The following is an 18,571-nucleotide window of genomic DNA, read 5'->3' as shown; positions in this document are numbered from 1 at the left end:
ACAATAGACAGCCTAACTCATTAAGAGAAAAAAGTTTTTGCTACAAATTAGATACACGCATAATTTCAGATATCGTAGTAATACCTTGCAGCACCTTGCAGCAACCATCAGATTTAAGTGTCCGCATTCCTTCGGATACAGCCAGCTTACGCAGTTCTCCGGAGTCAGAATTTGTCAGCATCTGACGCTTAATCACTTCTGAGACCTGCATTATCTCGTACACAGCTTGACGTCCCCTATATCCTGTCTCCATACATTCGGGACATCCTGCGGCATCATATATCTGATTACCAACTATTGCTTTGGCCATACTGTCGCACTCAATAGCCGACTCAGCAGTAGCAACCACCTCTCGTTTACAATGTGGACACAGAACACGTACCAGACGTTGTGCCACAACCACCCGCAGGACTGAAGAAAGCAAATAGGGCTCTACTCCCATATCTGTAAGCCGTGTGATTGCACTTGGTGCATCATTAGTATGCAATGTTGAAAATACTAAGTGACCGGTAAGCGCCGACTGAATAGCGATGTCTGCTGTTTCCTTATCACGAATTTCTCCAACAAGAATAATATCTGGATCCTGCCGGACAATAGAGCGTAAACCTTTTGCAAAGGTTAGCCCAGTTTTTGTGTTAACCTGAATCTGACCGATACCCTCCAGTTGATATTCAACCGGATCTTCAATGGTCATAATATTCTTATCAGAAGAGTTAATATCGCTAAGTGCAGCATAAAGAGACGTTGTTTTACCACTACCTGTAGGCCCTGTAACAAGAACAATACCGTGGGAAAGGCGGGTAATATTCCGAAAAAGCTCCCGATCATCATCCTGTAAGCCTAATTCGGATAAATCCAGAATGCGTGTACTTTTCTCAAGAAGACGCATCACAATGCGCTCTCCATGCGAAGTCGGTAGCGTAGAAACACGTAAATCGACCTGCCGTCCGCCAAGAGTCAAAGCAATTCGCCCATCCTGCGGCAAACGTTTCTCTGCTATATTCAGTTTCGCCATAACCTTGATACGAGAAACAATGGCAGCATGAAATTTTTTGATAAATGAATGTTTATCGTACAACACTCCATCAAGGCGAAAACGCACCCGCAGAATATCTTTAAACGGCTCAATATGAACATCACTTGCTCCAGCACGCACAGCCTGCGTCAGCACCATGTTCACCAGTTTAATAAACGGAGCGTCACTGGAATCATCAAGAAGATCGTTGATAGTTTCTTCATCTATGTATTCAATTGAAAAGCTTTCTGCCCCTTCAAGCACATCTGCCACATCCGCCTCTTCCTGGGAATCACCGAAGGCCCTATCGATAAGCGACATCACGGCCTGCTCTGTCAAAAGAACACCTTTCATTACAGGGGTGCCTAAAAACAACGTAAAATCATTCAAATACATTAGTGATGCTGATGACGCCATGCCAACCACAAGCGCACCATCATCATCTTTCAACGGAACCATCAGATGCTTTTTCAAATAGGAAATTGAAAAACGGCAAATTAACTCCACATCCACAAAACGATGAGGAACAGTTAGCAACAACTCTATACCATAAGCTTCTGCCTGCTCTCGAAGAGACATCTCTTCTGTCGAATATCTGACTGCCCCCAACTGTTCATTCTGCCCAGCAGAACCAACTTCACTACGTACAGATATCTTCTTGATAATTTCCATTATCCCTACCTAAGTATCATAGCAGGCCGCATCAAACGCGGCTGACTCATTATAGGAAGTCCCTCGCCATTTTCGCCAGTACGTTGTGAAAGAAATTTTCGTTTCTTTTCACTAGTCAGCCGATTGTTTTCCTCCACCGTATTAATGATACGTGCAGAAATAAAAATATACAGGTTGGTCTTAGCACTGGATTTTTTCTTCTGCTTAAAGAGCCAACCCAGTATAGGAACATCACCAAGCCACGGTGTTGATGAGTTGTTGCTTGAATCATCCCTACTCAACAAACCCGCGATAACGGCGGTCTCACCATCAACCATTCGAATAGTAGTTTCCACTTCACGCTTACGGGTTGTCGGTGCAACAAGTTGCTGCCCTTGTTCCAAAGTGATCAATGAATTCACGACACGGCTTACTTCCTGATTCACATCAAGCAACAGCGTTCGGTTAGGTCCAATCCTGGGTGTAATTTTCAACTTCACACCGACATCCTTGTAATCAACACTTTGCGTACTAATATCGTAATCATTAGTTACTACAGCCTGCTTTACAAACGGAATGTTATCTACAATATCAACTCGAGCTTCTTCATTATTCAAAGTAAGTAATTGTGGCGTAGAAAGGATTGTAAATTCATTGTTGCCCTTTACCGCACTCAAAATAGACTGGATGCTATAAGACGTTCCGCCAATACTAAAAGCGTCAGTCATTACAGCTCCGATGGATGAGCCAGATGGTAAGCCCACAAATCCGGAGGAACCATTATTCGGCAACGAAACTGCCCCACCGCCATGGTTGGTACCACCGATCATACGAGTGTCTCCACCACCGATAGCTCCCCCCCAGTTCACACCGAAATTGAAACTGGAATCACTGGAAGCTTCCATTATGGCAGCCTCGATGAACACCTGACTTCGGGGCATATCCAGCTTTTTAATAACACCTACGAGAGTATCAAAATCATCCGGTCTAGCTGTAATCACAAGACTATTTGTCGCTTTATCCGCAACAATCTTTACTTCACGAGAAAGCACCTTCTCTTCTTTGGTCTTCCCCTGACGTTCTATTAACGTATTTACAACGGTAGCAACGTCGTCTGCTTTTGCATTCTCTAACGTTAGCGTATGGATATCACCTTTACCTTTCGGTGTTTTTATATCCAAAGCTTGTATAAGCGCTTCAATTGTCAGCATTAAGTCAGAATCAGCGAGCGCAACAATTGCGTTGGTTCGTTCATCCGCCTGCACAATTGCTATAGATTTTTTGCCAATTTTAGCCTGCTCTTTCACCTGAACGGCAACTATTTTATTAAGGCTGGCAGCAACGCTTTTTGCGTCACCATATTGAAGGGAAAAATTCTTAGACTGCGGAGCAAACTGAGCCCTATCGACTGCCTTCACAAGCTTCAATGTTTGCTGGATAACGCGGTACGGAGCAGTAACAATTAATGAATTACTGGGGACATATACAAGAACAACCCCGTTAGCCCCCATCATTTTGGGCAAAACCTTAGATAGCTCAATCGCGCTTGAATGCTTCAACCGGATAATGCGGGTAACAAGCTCATCTCCTTCGGGGACATGATCATCAAAAGAACCATATGAAGTTAACGTAGGCAGCGCTTCTGTTTTACCAACAGCTAGAGGCAAAATTTTATATGCACTCCCGCTTGGAACGATTGTAAATTTATTAACCTTAAGAACCGACTCAAAAACTCGATATGCCTCATTCACACTTACTTTTGAAGGCGAATAAATTGTAACACTACCGCCAACACGATTATCTACAATAAAATTTTTGCCTGTAAGTTCGCTGATGAACTTGATGAGCACATGGATATCAACTTTTTTGAAATCCATGCTGATACAGCGCCCCTCGTCTGCGGCAGTTATCCCCACCTGAGCCAATACCAAGAAACAAACAAACAACACTGCCCGTAAGCAATGAACTCTTTTTTTAGCGATCATATCGTTACTTCACGAGCCTATACATCAAGGTCTCACGTTCTCCTTTGCGAACTATATCCAAGACAATCATATTCTCATCCAACATAGACATAAGCGTCATAGGATTACGAAGTGAAAACGTACTCTGCCCGTTCACTTCAACAAGCATGTCATTCTTACGTAACCCAATGGTATATAAAAAACTGTTCGGGCGTAGATAGTCCACATACAAACCACTGACCTCTCCCATACGGCGCGGTGCAAGTTGGATACTGGGGGTAATCTCACTCAGGTTACTAAATTTTTTTTTCAACATAATTCTAGAAAGAACATGCTCTACACTTCCTCCGCGTGTATTGGCACCAGCCATAGCATCTATCAGCAAGCGCTCTTTGACACCTTCCTGTTCCAGAAGCACTTCCCTGCGCTTGATTGCAAGAATCTTCCAGCCATCCACAGATTGACCTACTTTAAACAACAACTGCTTACTGTTTAATAAAACGATGGCGTAATGCTGCGCAGAACAATTTCCGAGAATTGTTCCAAGTAACGTAAAACCGCGTTGGCTGATGGCTGACGCGCCTGCGAACAACTCCTGTTCTGATGCAGCGGAGAATACAGCAGGCTGATTATGAACCTTCAACAAGTTACGTTTTCCTATGGCAGCATAAGAGGCAAACGACATAATGCACTGCGCAGAAGAAACACTTTTCGACGGTATGGAATAGTCAGGCGTTGCCATTTGCACTGTTTCAAACAAGGCAACATAGGCAATTGTAAAAAAATAGATAACAACAGCAAAAACGCTTACCACTATGAATAATTTTGTTTTTCGAAAGCTAACACCCATCATTGGCTTCTCGTTATCAATAAAAACTTACTACTTCAGAAAACAACTGTTCAAAATTAAATTTAACAGCATAAACACCCCAACAACAGGCTTCAAAAAACATATGAATTCACATAAGATACACAAAAAGCACTGCTACAGCCTTTTTTAACATAATTCAACAAAGTCATGCCGCTTTACAAAAAAAGCAATATACGAGTCTAAGCAAAAAATACGATATTTAAGCGTAATATTTAGCTTTTACCAAATCACACTGCAGAATAGAGACATCGTGCATCTTAATACCATACAAACAATTTACAATCATAGTTATCAGCAGTTCTACTTAACGATTTCAAACTATACAAAAACTCATCATTATATATAAAAACACATCCCCATTCTACAAAGAAAAATAAGTAATTACACAGAACAATCGACAATTGTATTTCAGTTTTTAAATACAGCATGCTCACTACAGAAACAAAGAGCATTTCTAATTATCCAGTAACTATAATGATGCATTCAACAACAAAAGAGAACGGCTTTACTATCGTAGAAGTTCTCGTTGCTCTGGTTCTACTGAGCATTTCGGTGCTTATGACGCTTATGCTTACCACGCAAAATCAAGACGCTCTTTCGAAAATATATTTTCAGGAAACTGCAACAATACTGGCGCAAAAAAAGCTCTTTGAGCTGGAACAGCAAGGAGTGACTGCCACAACAACAGCAGCTGGAGATTTTGGAGAGCACCACCCGGATTTTTCATGGAAGGCTAACGTCTACTCCACAGTAAGACCTTCAACCAATCGATTGCAGCTCAAGGTCATGTGGGGAGAAAAAAGGAATCACTCCGTCACAATTGAAAAAGTGTTCACTGAGTAACTCCTATGCAGCAGAAAAAGAATCATCCACAGGCTGGGTTCACACTGCTTGAAGTGCTCATAGCAATTATGCTCATGGCAACCATCATGACGACACTGTTCGGCGTCTTCACGCATGTTCTAAACGCAGCTCAACATGCAAGAAAGCACATGGAATCCGACAGAGTTGGACGAGCAATCCTCGGCATTATTGCTGAAGACATCCGGTACATGCATCCCGATACGACATCTGAGCACTTAAAGTTCAGCACAATGATTCCCCCTAACGATAACAGCCTGCCTGAAGAGAGAACGATTCTAGGTCTTGCAACCACTTCATCCCTTAAATTTTCGGAACATCCCACATCATATTCACTACAATATGTGACCTATTCGATCATAAAAAACGGCACTGGCGACTTCAGCCTCTTTCGTAATGAACAACCCTTTCCGACAATTGAGGGAAAACTTCCTTTACTACGATACAAACTGGTTAATTCCATGCGCTCCTGCACCTTTTCTTACTATGACAAAGCCCGTGATGAGTTCAGACAAGACTGGGACAACGATAGGATGGAGCTGCCCGAAGCTATCCGCATAGAGTTTTTCCTTGGTGAAGCTGAACCTCCCTATAAATATTCACTTGTAATTCCTTTGCCTAAGAGAACGTCATAATGCCTTCCTCCACACAACAAGAGAGTTACATAGCATCACCGGAACGAGGTTCAATAGTCGTAATTGTCCTGATTGTATTGAGCGCTCTAGCAGTACTCGCTGTAGAGCTTTCCAAAGAAATTCTCACAGACTACGCAAGCTCAACTTATCTTCAATCAACTGTAGCTGGGTACGCACTTTTTGACTCAGGAAAAGCCATTGCATGTGATGTTCTGAAGAAGGATTACAAGAACAGCAAAGCAGACCATCAATTTGAGGAATGGGGAAAAGTTAATGAAGTACTGGTTCGCATTTCTAATGAATTCGAAAGCGGGGATATTTCCGGTATAATACGAGATGAAAACAGCCTGTTCCCCATTAACAGAATCACATCGCCAGATACTACCGACGCGGTTGCCTACAGAGAAATTTTACTCAGACTACTAACACAACTGTGCCATGACCTCGACATACATCATGGCAAGCCACAAGATTTCCTTGATGCTATCCGCATCTGGCAGGGGGAAGAACTTCCTGACGCCATAAGTCATGACATCTGGTATCAAACACGCTCTAAGCCATACGAACGTCCAAAAAAGAAATTGATTTCACCAGAAGAACTATTGCTCATTTACTGGCCAAACGCCCAACTAAGTGATGTTGAACGCCTTTACTACGGTTCAAAAGATGTCAAAGGACTACACGATCTCATTACCGTATGGGGAAACGGTCCCATTAATATGAATACAGCATGTCCTGAAATCATCTCGGCAATCCCAACAGAACAACGGTATCGTGCTGCGTTTCTAAAAGCTGCAACAGCATTTCGTAACAACAGCAAAAACAGCTTTGCGAATAATTGGTACCTCCCACTTGCTGAAGATATCGGCCTGTCACAAAAACAAATTCCAACTAGGGCGCTAGGTGTGGCCAGCGACGTATTCAGAATCTCTATTACTGTTACCATAGGAGGCAGTGAGCTCCGCGAATGCAGCATTATCAAGCGCACTGCTGATGAAATCTCCACTATTGACAGCTTCGCAAATTAATCACCAATACCCTCAATTCAAAAATTTTATTCACAGAAAACATCTGCAAATTGGCCAGATAGCGGAGAGCACCTTGTGCTAAACTGCAAAGTTGCGCATTCCTCTTTTACTTTTTGTAAGCTTGTCCTACAGTCGGTCTGTGTTCTTTCATTAAAGATGGAGTGAGTGCAGTGTCTGACCAACCGACAATCACTAATAGAATCACGTTATTGCTGGTATTTATGTTCGCTTTTTCTGCGACCATCGGCATAACGTACATCTACTACATGAATAAAGTGAAACAGGATGCAATTGAAGAGTCGCAAAAAGCCATGCTTACCGGCTATAAGCGCAGCATAGCTTACTCCATCCGCACTATTTCAGACTTGTTGGGCAATCAACTAAAGAATATTCCTCAAGAAGAACATCAGGCTTACCTTCAAAAAGCCGTTAAAGACCTCCGCTATGACATGGACGGATACTATTTTGTGTACAACACAAAAGGCGTGAACATTGCGCACCCTGTTCATCAGGAATTTGTCAACACAAACCGGCTTGCCCACGCAGACACAAAAGGACATACGTATATCGCAGAGCTAGCCAAAGCTGCACAAAATGGCGGAGGCTACACTACGTACTGGTTCTCAAAACCTGAACAGGAAACCCCTCTCCCCAAGCTCGCGTACGCGCAAATGATTCCAGGAACCGACTTTTGGGTCGCCACAGGAATCTATATCGATACCATTGATGCAGAACAGAGCGCCCTCACCAGAAAATTAGAAAGTCATGTTCAGAAGGCGATTATAATCGTTTCCGTGGGCACAACCTTTGTACTGTTCTTTCTCGTTGTTCCCGCAAGTTTTTATATGATCAACACCATCGTGCAGCCGTGGAAACAGATGGAACGAGAATTACGACATGCGCAAAAAATGGAAGCTATAGGTATCTTTGCGGGAGGTATTGCGCACGATTTCAATAACATTCTGGGGGCGATAATTTCGTGCAGCGAACTCGCCTTACTCGACATAAAGAAAAGTATGTCAGCGCATGAAGATCTGCAGCGGATTCTTCAAGCTGCAAACCGCGGCAAGGCACTGGTGCGTAAAATTAAAGCGTTCAGCACCCGTAACAGTACCCATGTGCAGTTTATGCGCCCTGCTACTGTTCTACAGGAATGTTTACGCCTGCTTGAATCATTCATTCCTGCAACTATTGATGTTTCTGTCCGCAATACTTGTGATTCCGCCCTTATTTATGCTGACCCTGACCAGTATCACCAAATTCTCATGAACTTATGCACCAACGCTGTTCAGGCCATGGACGGGAAAAAAGGCAGCCTGCTGATTGAATTATCAATACGTGAAGTCAGCTTGGATGAAGCACAGGAAATGAAAATTGCTGCTAACCATTATGTAGCATTAACAGTAAGGGACACCGGAACCGGAATACCACAACATTTATTAGAACGTATTTTTGATCCGTTCTATACAACCCGTAAAAAGATTGGAGGAACCGGTCTAGGTCTCTCCGTAATATCCTCTATTATTAAACAAAACAAAGGACACATCAGCGTTGAAAGCACACCGGGTGTGGGAACATCCTTCACAGTACTTCTGCCGTATGCAGGAAAATCTCAAGAGGTAGCACCACAACCGCTCAACGCAATTCAAGTTCAAGGTGGGACTGAATCCATCCTCTTCGTGGATGATGACAAAGATCTGGCCTACCCTGTTGAAAAACTATTTTCACATTACGGCTATAACGTATCGCTGTTCACCAACAGTCAGGAGGCACTAAATGCTTTCAAAGTCGCCCCTGAGAGCTTCGACCTGCTGTTAACAGATCAGATGATGCCAAATTTAACTGGAACAGAGCTCATAAAAGAAATCCATTCAGTTAAACCGGATATGCCGACAATTTTATATAGCGGATTTGAAGGCAGCGACTTATGCGCTGACACTCCCTCAGAATGGGAAGAACTTGGCGTAACAAAGTTTTTCTCAAAGCCATTTGAGCCTGCGCTTCTATGTGAAGCAGTACGACAACTGCTTAATAAATCCTGCTCAACAGATAAGGAACCTCATGAATACACCAGCAATACTCATAATTGATGACGATCCTGACGTAACGTACGCACTCAGCCGTGCCGCACGCCATCTCGGGTACGAGGCTGACGCTGCCGCGACGATTCATGATGCCCTGTTAAAAGCAGCACAGAAAGAATTTGATGCTGTGTTTCTTGATGTCCAGCTTCCAGATGGGAACGGCATGGACATAATCACCGACATTATGAATCAACCGGCACATCCGGAACTCATCATCATAACTGGCAATGGTGACCCGGAAGCTGCAGAACTAGCTATTTCCAGCGGCGCTTGGGATTATGTTGAAAAAGGTGATTCTATCCATGCAATTATGGACACCCTTTCCAATGCACTGGAATACCGATCCGACAAACTTTCTTCCCGAAAAATACGTCAAATTCAGGCTCTGCGCAGGGAAAGCATTATTGGTGAAAGCACCGCCATTACCCGCTGTCTTGAACAGGTTGGAAAACTTGCAGACAGCGACATGAACGTACTGCTTTCCGGTGAAACAGGAACCGGTAAAGAACTTTTCGCACGCGCACTGCACAACAACAGCGCACGAAGCAAAGGTCCATTCATTGTAGTAGACTGTGCCGCTCTACCGGAGAATTTAGTAGAATCAATCCTCTTCGGACACGAGAAGGGCTCATTTACAGGAGCGTTACAAGACAAAGAAGGTCTCGTTCTGCAAGCCAACAACGGCACTCTCTTTCTCGACGAGATTGGCGAACTGCCACCTTCCACGCAAAAAACGTTCTTACGCGTTCTGCAAGAACGGACAGTGCGCCCGCTTGGTAGCAAAAAGGAAATCCCGTGCAACTTCCGCCTAATTTCCGCTACTAACCGCGACCTTGATGCCATGCAGGACGAAGACACCTTCCGAACCGATTTAGCATACCGTATCTGCGCTGCTAAAATTACGCTTCCTCCGTTGCGTGAACGTCACGAAGATATTCCATTACTTATCGACCACTACATGACGCTCTTCTTTAAAAAGAACGGGCTGTCCTCTAAAGCGTTCAACCCAAGCGTTCTAACCACACTGGAAGAATACGACTGGCCGGGAAACATCCGGGAACTCGTAAATGCCGTAGAATTTATGGTTTCAACATCCCGAAACGAATCACGTATTTTCATTAAGCATCTGCCGCCATCCCTACGTGCACGTCTTGCTAAAAGCAGGATAACTCCGAATGAATCTCCAAAAAAAGGGCTGCCTTCTAACTTTACGTACGAAGTAAGTGACGAAGGACTTCCTACCATGCAGGAACACAGAAATGCCGTCATGGAGAAAGCGGAGCACAGCTACCTTACTCAGCTGCTTAATTCCACCAAAGGCTCTATCAAACAGGCTGTGGAACTTTCCGGCTTATCTCAATCCCGCCTGTATGCGTTGCTGAAAAAACATCGTCTTAAGTAGATGGGGATTCCTCAACACAGAGCCTCCGGCGGCCGCTTGTCAGCGAGACTTTAAGAACCTTTTTGAAATAAGGTTCTCAAAAATATCCAAAAAGTTTTATTCAAGAGTCCAGCAGGTTGCATCGAAAAACTCACGGCTTATGCGCCACTAACATTCACAACGAAAAGGCTGCCCTAAACACATAGGACAGCCCTTTTTATTTGCACTATTGCGCAACGATAAAACTCATTATTCAACCAATCTTTTTTCTTACCAGACAAGAATTTTTTCTTGCCTGACAAGAATATCTCTTTTGCCCTTCATCAACTGAACAATTCTAACCATCTGGTTTTACAAGATTTAAGTTTTTATATCTTTTGGCATATTCCATGCTCATAGCAAAGTACTCAACCCGATTGGGGTTACCGCTAACACTAACGGTGCAGAACTAAGCAGAGTTGTTTGAACTTAATCATCAACAATTCTTTTATCCACTGCACCACAAGTAACTGCTAAGGAGAGACCATGGATGCTAGTACGCTCACGCTACATGTAAGAAAAAACGGAGCCGGAGTTGGACGTCTTGACGTTATGCAAATGCTATCAGGCGTTCTGCTCATACTTTTTCTCTGGGCACATTTAATGCTCGTATCAAGTGTACTCATAAGCCCTAAGCTTATGGATGCCATTGCCTGGTTCTTTGAAACCACCTACATGGCTCAGGTTGGGGGGCCGCTGATCGGCCTGCTTATTTTTACACATTTCCTTCTCGCTGCACGCAAAATGCCTTGGCGCGCTCAAGAAGCAAATGCTTTCGTAAAACATAGCGTGATGATGCACCACAAAGACACCTGGCTCTGGCTTGCTCAGGTTGTCACCGCGCTTCTCATTCTCGTTATGGCCTCCATCCACATGTGGGTTGTCCTTACAGACCTCCCTATTACCGCAGTAAAAAGTGCTGCTCGCATTCAGAGTGGATACTGGCTTCCATTCTATCTTGTTCTTCTTCCTCTTGCCGAAGTTCATGTTGGCATTGGCTTCTATCGTATTGGCGTTAAGTACGGATACATCACCAAAGCAAACCGTAAATGGTATCAGCGTCTTGAAAATTACATGATGGGCGGCTTTATCACCATCGGTCTTATTACGCTTATCCGCTTTTCCTTCCTTACGGTTTAACTGCCAACACGATTAAGAGGATGATCTCATGCAAATAATTTATAGTGATTTACTCTGTATAGGCGCAGGACTTGCCGGAGAACGTGTTGCTGTTGAAGCTGCAAAAGCCGGTTTTGATGTAATTTGTCTTTCTATCGTTCCCCCGCGTCGCTCTCACTCTTCTGCTGCACAAGGCGGCATGCAGGCAGCACTCGGTAACGCAATTATGGGTGACGGTGACAGTCCAGACATCCACTTTGCCGACACCGTAAAAGGCTCTGACTGGGGTTGTGACCAGGAAGTAGCACGTATCTTCGCAGATACAGCTCCAATCGTAATGCGCGAAGTGGCTCACTGGGGTGTGCCTTGGAACCGCGTTGAAGCTGGCGTTCACACCTATTACAAAGGTGGTAAACCATTCGACGCTGAAGAAAAACGCGATAAGCACGGCCTTATCCACGCCCGCGCATTCGGTGGCACTGCTAAATGGCGTACCTGCTACACTGCTGACGGTACCGGCCGTTCTGTTTTGAACACCCTTGATTCCATGTGCTTACGCTACGAAGTAGGTATTCATGACCGTACTCAGGCTGAAGCACTCATTCATGATGGCGAAAACTGCCTTGGCGCAATCGTCCGCTGTCTGAAAACTGGTGAATTGAAAGCATACCTTGCCACAGCCACCCTTATTGCTACCGGTGGTTATGGCCGCATCTACAGAGCTACCACAAACGCCGTTATCTGTGACGGTGGCGGTCAGATTGCAGCCCTCGATACCGGACTCGTACCTATGGGCAACATGGAAGCTATCCAGTTCCACCCAACTGGTACCGTACCTACTGATATTCTCGTTACAGAAGGCTGCCGCGGTGACGGTGGTACCCTGCTGGACGTAAACGAATACCGCTTTATGCCGGACTACGAGCCGGAAAAAGCCGAACTTGCCTCCCGTGACGTTGTATCCCGCCGTATGCAGGAACACATCCGCAAAGGACTCGGGGTTAAATCTCCTTATGGCGACCACCTCTGGCTCGACATCCGTCATCTGGGTGAAAAACACATCACTACCAAGCTTCGTGAAGTATACGATATCTGTACGAACTTCCTTGGTGTGAACCCGATCCACGACCTCATCCCTGTCCGCCCGACTCAGCACTATTCCATGGGCGGTATCCGCACCGACAAAGACGGTGCAGCTTATGGCCTGAAAGGTCTCTTCTCCGCTGGCGAATCAGCTTGCTGGGATATGCACGGTTTCAACCGCCTTGGTGGCAACTCCCTTGCCGAAACCGTTGTTGCAGGCCGCTATGTTGGTAAGAAAATTGTTGAGTTCCTGCAGGGTCATACTGTTGATTTCAAACAGTCTGCCATTAACGACGCCCACACTAAAGTGGCAGCACGCATTATGGAAATGACCAAAAGCAGCAGTAAACAGGAAAGCGCTATCCAGTTACGAGATGAAATGCACAGCATCATGATGGATAACGTAGGTATTTTCCGAAACGGTAAAGATCTGCAAACCGCCGTTGATCAACTGGAGGAGCTGATTGACCGTTCTAAAAATATCAAGCTGCAAGGCTCTGCAATCGGTTTTAATCCTGAAATCTCTCTGGCTCTCAGAATACCGGGCATGCTCAAACTGGCTCAGTGTACTGCATACGGCGCTCTCATGCGTACAGAATCACGCGGCGCGCATACTCGTGAGGACTTCCCAGAACGTAACGATAAGGAATGGCTCAACCGCACCTTGGCTTACTGGAAAGAAGGTAAGACCCGTCCTGAACTGAAATATGAAGAGGCTTCTCCATACTTTGAAATTCCTCCAGGCGAGCGTGGATATGGCGGTGGTAAAATTATTACTGCAGACATTCCTGAAGAAAAGCTTCGTGTGCCCGGTAAAGGCGCAGGCGAAAAGAAAGAAAAACCGTCCCAAAAAGCTAGCTAAGGAGATATAGTATGAGCCGTCGTCTACATATTGAAGTATTCAGATACAATCCGCTTGATCCTAATTCTGAACCGCACATGCAGTCATTCTATGTAAACGAATATGACTCCATGACATTGTTCATCGCATTGAACATCATCCGTGATGAACAAGACCCGACACTCCAGTTCGACTTCTGTTGTCGTGCCGGCATCTGCGGTTCCTGTGGCATGGTTATCAACGGCAGACCAGGGCTTGCTTGCCATACGCAAACAAAAGACCTGCCAGATCATATTGTTCTACATCCGCTGCCTGTCTTCAAACTTATCGGTGACCTTTCCGTTGATACAGGCACGTGGTTCCGTGATGCAGGTGCCCGAATCGAAGCATGGGTTCATAACGATCATGAACAGTTCGACCCGAATGCAGAAGAAGTTCGTATGGAAAACGATCTTGCCAACGAAATTTTCGAGCTTGATCGCTGTATCGAATGCGGCTGCTGTGTCTCTGCCTGCGGTACAGCCCGCATGCGTGAAGACTTCCTTGGCGCCACCTCTATTGCCCGCGTTGCCCGTTTCTACCTTGACCCTCGCGATGAGCGTAACGAAGAAAACTACTACCAAGTTATCGGTAACGATCAAGGCGTATTTGGTTGCATGGGCTTACTTGGTTGCGAAGATGTTTGTCCTAAACATATCCCGCTTCAGGATCAACTCGGCATTATGCGCCGCATGCTTGCTATCCATTCCGTAAAAGGAATTCTTCCAAAACGCGTTCTTGAAAAACTTCAACACAAAGGATGCTGCCATGAAAGTCATTAAGGCTAAACAGATTCATGACGCTGTTGTCGATCTGGTGTTAAAGGCTGCACGCTATCTTCCGGAAGACGTAAAAACCGCCATCCGTGTTGCACGTAACAACGAGACTTCTGATTCTGCAAAAGAAATCCTCGGTCAGCTGTTGGAAAACGCAGACCTTGCCAAGGAATCCGGTCTTCCTCTCTGTCAGGACACAGGATTAGGTGTTTTCTATGTTGAAATCGGTGACGAAGTCCAAGTTGAAGGCAATATTACCGAGATCATCAATAATGCAATGATCGACGGGTACGACAAAGGCTTGCTCCGAAAATCTTCCTGCCATCCGCTGACCCGTAAAAACACCATGGACAACAGCCCTGCTATTATCCACTTCACCCATGTTGCCGGAGACAAACTTACTATTAAACACATGGCAAAAGGCGGTGGTTCTGAAAACATGTCCCGCTGCACAATGCTCACTCCGGCTCAAGGTTGGGAAGGTATTAAAGAATTTATTGTCCGCCGCATGGCTGAAGCAGGCCCTAACCCTTGTCCTCCAACAATCGTAGGGGTCGGCATCGGCGGCACATTCGATCTGGCTCCGGCTCTTGCAAAAGAAGCACTGTTCCGTCCTCTTTCTGCGGAAAACCCTGATCCTGAATTAGCTGCTATGGAAAAAGAGCTGCTCGACGAAATCAACCAGCTTGGCATTGGCCCTATGGGGCTTGGCGGTAAGACCACATGCCTTGGCGTAAAAATCGCCATGCGTCCATGTCACATTGCCAGCCTACCACTAGCTGTAAATGTTCAGTGTCATTCTTCCAGAATTAAGGAGGTTACACTCTAATGCCTACCTACGAACTGACATCGCCATTAAAAGATGAAGATGTAGCAAAACTACGTGCAGGCGACGTGGTTAAGCTTTCCGGCACGATCTATACAGCGCGCGACGCTGCCCATAAACGCCTCTGTGATATGCTGGATAACAACGAAAAACTCCCTTTCGACCTGAAAGGTGCCGTTATCTACTATGTCGGTCCTAGTCCAGCTCCAGAAGGCAGGCCAATCGGTTCAGCTGGCCCTACCACCAGCTACCGCATGGATACATATGCTCCGCGTTTGCACGGCCTTGGGGTTAAAGCAAGCGTTGGTAAAGGAAAACGCAGCCCAGAAGTACGCAAGGCACTTCAAGAACACATCGGTGTTTACTTTGGCGCAACCGGCGGCGCTGGCGCTCTTCTTTCCCAGTGCATTACAGCAGCCAAAGTAATTGCGTTTGATGACTTAGGCCCTGAGGCAATTCGAGAACTGACTGTTGAAAACTTCCCACTGCTTGTTGTGAACGACAGCCATGGTAACGAACAGTACGCTAAACCAAACTTCGAATTTTAACTCAACACATAAGGAAAAAGATAATGGCATTGTTCACTAAAGAAGAAGCGCTCGAATATCATAAGCTTCCACGTAGAGGTAAAGTTGAAGTTATCCCTGTAAAACCTTGTAACTCTCAGAAAGACCTCTCAATGGCATATTCTCCTGGGGTTGCAGAAGCTTGTAAGGCAATCCATGCAGACCCTACTTGCGCTGCTCTGTACACAGGTAAATCCAACCTCGTTGCTGTTGTTTCCGACGGTACAGCAGTGCTTGGTCTCGGTAATATCGGTCCTCTTGCCGGTAAACCTGTAATGGAAGGTAAAGGCGTTCTCTTTAAAACTTTCGCGGACATCGATGTATTCGACATCAACCTTGATGTTGACGACCCTGACGAACTCATCAAGATAGTTAAAGCGATGGAACCAACCTTTGGTGGTATCAACCTTGAAGACATCAAGGCTCCTGAATGCTTCTATATTGAAGAAAAATTGAAAGAACTAATGAACATTCCTGTTTTCCATGATGACCAGCACGGGACAGCGGTTATCTCCGGTGCAGGTCTCTTCAATGCCTGTGAAATCACCAACCGTAAGATTGAAGACTTAAAAGTTGTAGTTGTAGGCGCAGGCGCCGCAGGCATCGCTTGTACCAAGTTCTATGTACAGATGGGCATCGACCCTAAAAATATTTTCATGTTCGATTCCCGAGGGCTTATCCATAAAGGCCGTACTGATCTTAACCGGTATAAATCTGAATTTGCACAGGATAAAGATTACGGTTCCCTTGCAGAAGTTATTCAGGGGGCAGACTGCTTCCTTGGTCTTTCCAAGAAGGGTCTTCTTACTAAAAATATGGTTCGCTCCATGGCAAAAGATCCTGTTATCTTTGCAATGGCTAACCCTGATCCTGAAATCACCTACGATGATGCTAAAGAAGCCAGCCCAACCTGCATTATGGGTACCGGTCGTTCTGACTACCCTAACCAGGTAAATAACGTATCCGGCTTCCCGTACATCTTCCGCGGTGCCTTAGACGTAGGAGCAACAATCATCAACGAAGAAATGAAAGTTGCAGCAGCACAGGCTCTTGCCGATCTGGCCAAGGAGCCGGTTCCAAGCGAAATCTGTGATGCTTACGGCGTCAAATCTCTTTCCTTCGGTATTGATTACATCATTCCTAAGCCACTCGACCCACGAGTCCTCGAATGGGAAGTCCCTGCCGTAGCTCAGGCAGCTATGGATACTGGTGTCGCAACGATGCCTATTCAGGACATGGAAGCATACAAAAAAGATCTCAAGCAACGCATCAACGCTTCCCATGCTCGCATCGCCCCATTCGTAGAAAGCTACTACAAATAATCAATGCCACAGAAAACCGCCTGCAGCGGCAACTGCAGGCGGTTACTGAAAGCGCGACGTCTAGTTATACGGTTCGCGCCACATCGTTCCCCCTTAACAGAGGATACGACATGAAAAAATTTGCATTTCTTCTATCTATAGTCGGAACTGTCCTGCTTGTCGGAAGTTCCCTTGCATTTGCAGCAGCCACTCCCGCATCGGGATCAATGGATGCCTATCTAACCCTTATTATCCTGCTCGTTGCCGCAGTTCTCTTCTTCTCAGACATTATCCCGCTCCCTGTAACAGCAATGCTTGTTCCTGTTTCATTGAGCATGCTTGGTATCATCCCGGCAACCGCTGCTTTTGCGAACTTTGGTAACAAATGGGTAGTTATCTTCATGGCAATGTTTATTGTCGGTGAATCTACTTTTATTACCGGCTTTGCAGATAAAATCGGTAAAGCAACAGTAACACTCTCAAAGGGCAGCGAAATTCGCCTGCTCGTATTGGCAATGTGTTCTGTCGGCGTACTCTCTGCGTTCCTTTCCAACACAGGTACAACTGTTGTTGCCATCCCGATGATCATGGGCATGTGTGCTTCTGCAAACATCCGCCCAAGTAAAATTCTTATGCCGGTTGCGTTCGCTGCGTCTCTCGGCGGTACTATGACACTTGTTGGTACACCACCTAACGGCCTGATCAACTCTGTACTCGAAAAAATGGGACCTGCTGGAATCGAGCCATTCGGTTTCTTCGAGTTCGCAAAAATCGGCGCAGTTCTCTTTGTTGTCGGCATCTTATACTATGCTTTCATTGGACACAAATTCCTTCCTGACAACACAAATGAATGCGAACAGGCTGAAACTATTAAGCCATCACGTCCAGAAAAAATGTGGTGGTCACTTGTCATCTTCTTCTTTGTAGTTGTTGCTATGGCAACAAAAATTATGCCTCTGGTTACCGCTGCAATGCTTGGCGCATGTCTCGTCATCATCACAGGCTGCATCACTATGGAAGAAGCATACAGATCAGTTGACTGGACAACAATCTTCCTGTTTGCCGGTATGCTCTCCATGTCCACCGCAATGAAAACATCAGGCGCAGCTCAACTTATTGCTGATACAGTTGTCCACTACGTAACCAGTCCATATGCACTCTTAGCGGTTGTTTGTGCTGTAACAGCACTGGTAACCAACTTTATGTCCAACACTGCTACCGCAGCTCTTATGGCTCCGCTTGCTATCCCTATCGCTGTAAACAGTGGTCTTTCTCCACTGCCACTGGTTATGGGCATTGCAATGTCCGCATCCGCCTGCTTCCTTACGCCTGTAGCTACCCCACCTAACACCATCGTGCTTGGTCCGGGTAGGTACACATTCAGTCAGTACATGAAGGCGGGCTGGCCGCTTCAGGTCATCTGTTTTGTAATTATTGTTGCGGTCGTACCTCTTATCTGGCCGTTCTACCCTGCAGCACAATAATGTGTCG

Annotated in this window: 15 protein-coding genes; 12 read left to right on the top strand and 3 right to left on the bottom strand. The window is 45.5% G+C overall.

Going from position 1 to position 18,571, the window contains the following annotated elements; translation table 11 throughout:
- Positions 1 to 40 precede the first annotated feature (40 nt).
- The 3 genes from gspE to BUR09_RS09515 are packed head-to-tail and all read right to left on the bottom strand — an operon-like array spanning position 41 to position 4,315.
- Positions 41 to 1,687, bottom strand: coding sequence for a type II secretion system ATPase GspE (gspE, locus tag BUR09_RS09525; protein WP_084539421.1), 1,647 nt, complete (start codon positions 1,685 to 1,687; stop codon positions 41 to 43).
- 5 nt (positions 1,688 to 1,692) lie between these two features.
- Positions 1,693 to 3,651 (bottom strand): type II secretion system secretin GspD, encoded by a 1,959-nt coding sequence (gene gspD, locus BUR09_RS09520; RefSeq protein ID WP_084539420.1) that lies wholly within the window; start codon positions 3,649 to 3,651, stop codon positions 1,693 to 1,695.
- A gap of 4 nt (positions 3,652 to 3,655) precedes the next feature.
- On the bottom strand, positions 3,656 to 4,315 hold the full coding sequence (locus BUR09_RS09515; protein WP_139296801.1) for a hypothetical protein: 660 nt from the start codon (positions 4,313 to 4,315) through the stop codon (positions 3,656 to 3,658).
- Between the two features lie 660 nt (positions 4,316 to 4,975).
- On the opposite strand from BUR09_RS09515, the gene BUR09_RS09510 reads away from it, so the two are divergent.
- From BUR09_RS09510 to BUR09_RS09455, 12 genes are all read left to right on the top strand, one after another.
- Positions 4,976 to 5,344, top strand: a complete 369-nt coding sequence (locus BUR09_RS09510) for a prepilin-type N-terminal cleavage/methylation domain-containing protein (protein ID WP_074216708.1) — start codon at positions 4,976 to 4,978, stop codon at positions 5,342 to 5,344.
- A 5-nt stretch (positions 5,345 to 5,349) separates the two neighbouring features.
- Positions 5,350 to 5,997 carry a PulJ/GspJ family protein gene (locus BUR09_RS09505; protein WP_074216707.1) on the top strand — a complete coding sequence of 216 codons (648 nt, stop codon included), beginning with the start codon at positions 5,350 to 5,352 and terminating at the stop codon, positions 5,995 to 5,997.
- Positions 5,997 to 7,025, top strand: coding sequence for a type II secretion system minor pseudopilin (locus BUR09_RS09500; protein ID WP_074216706.1), 1,029 nt, complete (start codon positions 5,997 to 5,999; stop codon positions 7,023 to 7,025). The genes BUR09_RS09505 and BUR09_RS09500 overlap by 1 nt, the downstream gene beginning before the upstream one ends.
- A 170-nt stretch (positions 7,026 to 7,195) precedes the next feature.
- Positions 7,196 to 9,115, top strand: a complete 1,920-nt coding sequence (locus tag BUR09_RS09495) for a cache domain-containing protein (RefSeq protein WP_074216705.1) — start codon at positions 7,196 to 7,198, stop codon at positions 9,113 to 9,115.
- Positions 9,087 to 10,511: a sigma-54-dependent transcriptional regulator gene (locus BUR09_RS09490; protein WP_074216704.1), complete on the top strand. Its 1,425-nt coding sequence runs from the start codon at positions 9,087 to 9,089 to the stop codon at positions 10,509 to 10,511. The genes BUR09_RS09495 and BUR09_RS09490 overlap by 29 nt, the downstream gene beginning before the upstream one ends.
- Positions 10,512 to 11,015: 504 nt before the next feature.
- Positions 11,016 to 11,669 (top strand): succinate dehydrogenase/fumarate reductase cytochrome b subunit, encoded by a 654-nt coding sequence (locus tag BUR09_RS09485; protein WP_074216703.1) that lies wholly within the window; start codon positions 11,016 to 11,018, stop codon positions 11,667 to 11,669.
- 28 nt (positions 11,670 to 11,697) lie between these two features.
- Complete coding sequence (locus BUR09_RS09480; RefSeq protein ID WP_074216702.1) at positions 11,698 to 13,593, top strand: fumarate reductase flavoprotein subunit; 1,896 nt, start codon at positions 11,698 to 11,700, stop codon at positions 13,591 to 13,593.
- Positions 13,594 to 13,604: 11 nt separating this feature from the next.
- Positions 13,605 to 14,393 carry a fumarate reductase iron-sulfur subunit gene (locus BUR09_RS09475; RefSeq protein WP_074216701.1) on the top strand — a complete coding sequence of 263 codons (789 nt, stop codon included), beginning with the start codon at positions 13,605 to 13,607 and terminating at the stop codon, positions 14,391 to 14,393.
- Positions 14,380 to 15,216 (top strand): fumarate hydratase, encoded by an 837-nt coding sequence (locus BUR09_RS09470; protein ID WP_074216700.1) that lies wholly within the window; start codon positions 14,380 to 14,382, stop codon positions 15,214 to 15,216. The genes BUR09_RS09475 and BUR09_RS09470 overlap by 14 nt, the downstream gene beginning before the upstream one ends.
- Positions 15,216 to 15,761, top strand: a complete 546-nt coding sequence (locus tag BUR09_RS09465; protein ID WP_074216699.1) for a Fe-S-containing hydro-lyase — start codon at positions 15,216 to 15,218, stop codon at positions 15,759 to 15,761. Before BUR09_RS09470 ends, BUR09_RS09465 begins: the two co-directional genes overlap by 1 nt.
- 23 nt (positions 15,762 to 15,784) lie before the next feature.
- Positions 15,785 to 17,101 (top strand): malic enzyme-like NAD(P)-binding protein, encoded by a 1,317-nt coding sequence (locus tag BUR09_RS09460; protein WP_074216698.1) that lies wholly within the window; start codon positions 15,785 to 15,787, stop codon positions 17,099 to 17,101.
- A 110-nt stretch (positions 17,102 to 17,211) separates the two neighbouring features.
- Positions 17,212 to 18,564, top strand: a complete 1,353-nt coding sequence (locus BUR09_RS09455) for an SLC13 family permease (protein WP_074216697.1) — start codon at positions 17,212 to 17,214, stop codon at positions 18,562 to 18,564.
- Positions 18,565 to 18,571: the final 7 nt, after the last annotated feature.

The organism is Halodesulfovibrio marinisediminis DSM 17456 (genome assembly GCF_900129975.1).
Taxonomy (GTDB): Bacteria; Desulfobacterota; Desulfovibrionia; order Desulfovibrionales; family Desulfovibrionaceae; genus Halodesulfovibrio; species Halodesulfovibrio marinisediminis.
Note: the sequence above shows the minus strand (reverse complement) of the source record. Positions and strands in the feature narration are given on the sequence as shown.

Bases quoted from the DNA above. Each gene is read 5' to 3' on its own strand.
- BUR09_RS09460 (WP_074216698.1), top strand. From the start codon at position 15,785: ATGGCATTGTTCACTAAAGAAGAAGCGCTCGAATATCATAAGCTTCCA.
- BUR09_RS09500 (WP_074216706.1), top strand. From the start codon at position 5,997: ATGCCTTCCTCCACACAACAAGAGAGTTACATAGCATCACCGGAACGA.
- gspD (WP_084539420.1), bottom strand. From the start codon at position 3,651: ATGATCGCTAAAAAAAGAGTTCATTGCTTACGGGCAGTGTTGTTTGTT.
- BUR09_RS09510 (WP_074216708.1), top strand. From the start codon at position 4,976: ATGATGCATTCAACAACAAAAGAGAACGGCTTTACTATCGTAGAAGTT.
- BUR09_RS09455 (WP_074216697.1), top strand. From the start codon at position 17,212: ATGAAAAAATTTGCATTTCTTCTATCTATAGTCGGAACTGTCCTGCTT.
- BUR09_RS09475 (WP_074216701.1), top strand. From the start codon at position 13,605: ATGAGCCGTCGTCTACATATTGAAGTATTCAGATACAATCCGCTTGAT.
- BUR09_RS09480 (WP_074216702.1), top strand. From the start codon at position 11,698: ATGCAAATAATTTATAGTGATTTACTCTGTATAGGCGCAGGACTTGCC.
- BUR09_RS09490 (WP_074216704.1), top strand. From the start codon at position 9,087: ATGAATACACCAGCAATACTCATAATTGATGACGATCCTGACGTAACG.
- BUR09_RS09470 (WP_074216700.1), top strand. From the start codon at position 14,380: ATGAAAGTCATTAAGGCTAAACAGATTCATGACGCTGTTGTCGATCTG.
- BUR09_RS09465 (WP_074216699.1), top strand. From the start codon at position 15,216: ATGCCTACCTACGAACTGACATCGCCATTAAAAGATGAAGATGTAGCA.
- BUR09_RS09485 (WP_074216703.1), top strand. From the start codon at position 11,016: ATGGATGCTAGTACGCTCACGCTACATGTAAGAAAAAACGGAGCCGGA.
- gspE (WP_084539421.1), bottom strand. From the start codon at position 1,687: ATGGAAATTATCAAGAAGATATCTGTACGTAGTGAAGTTGGTTCTGCT.
- BUR09_RS09515 (WP_139296801.1), bottom strand. From the start codon at position 4,315: ATGTCGTTTGCCTCTTATGCTGCCATAGGAAAACGTAACTTGTTGAAG.
- BUR09_RS09505 (WP_074216707.1), top strand. From the start codon at position 5,350: ATGCAGCAGAAAAAGAATCATCCACAGGCTGGGTTCACACTGCTTGAA.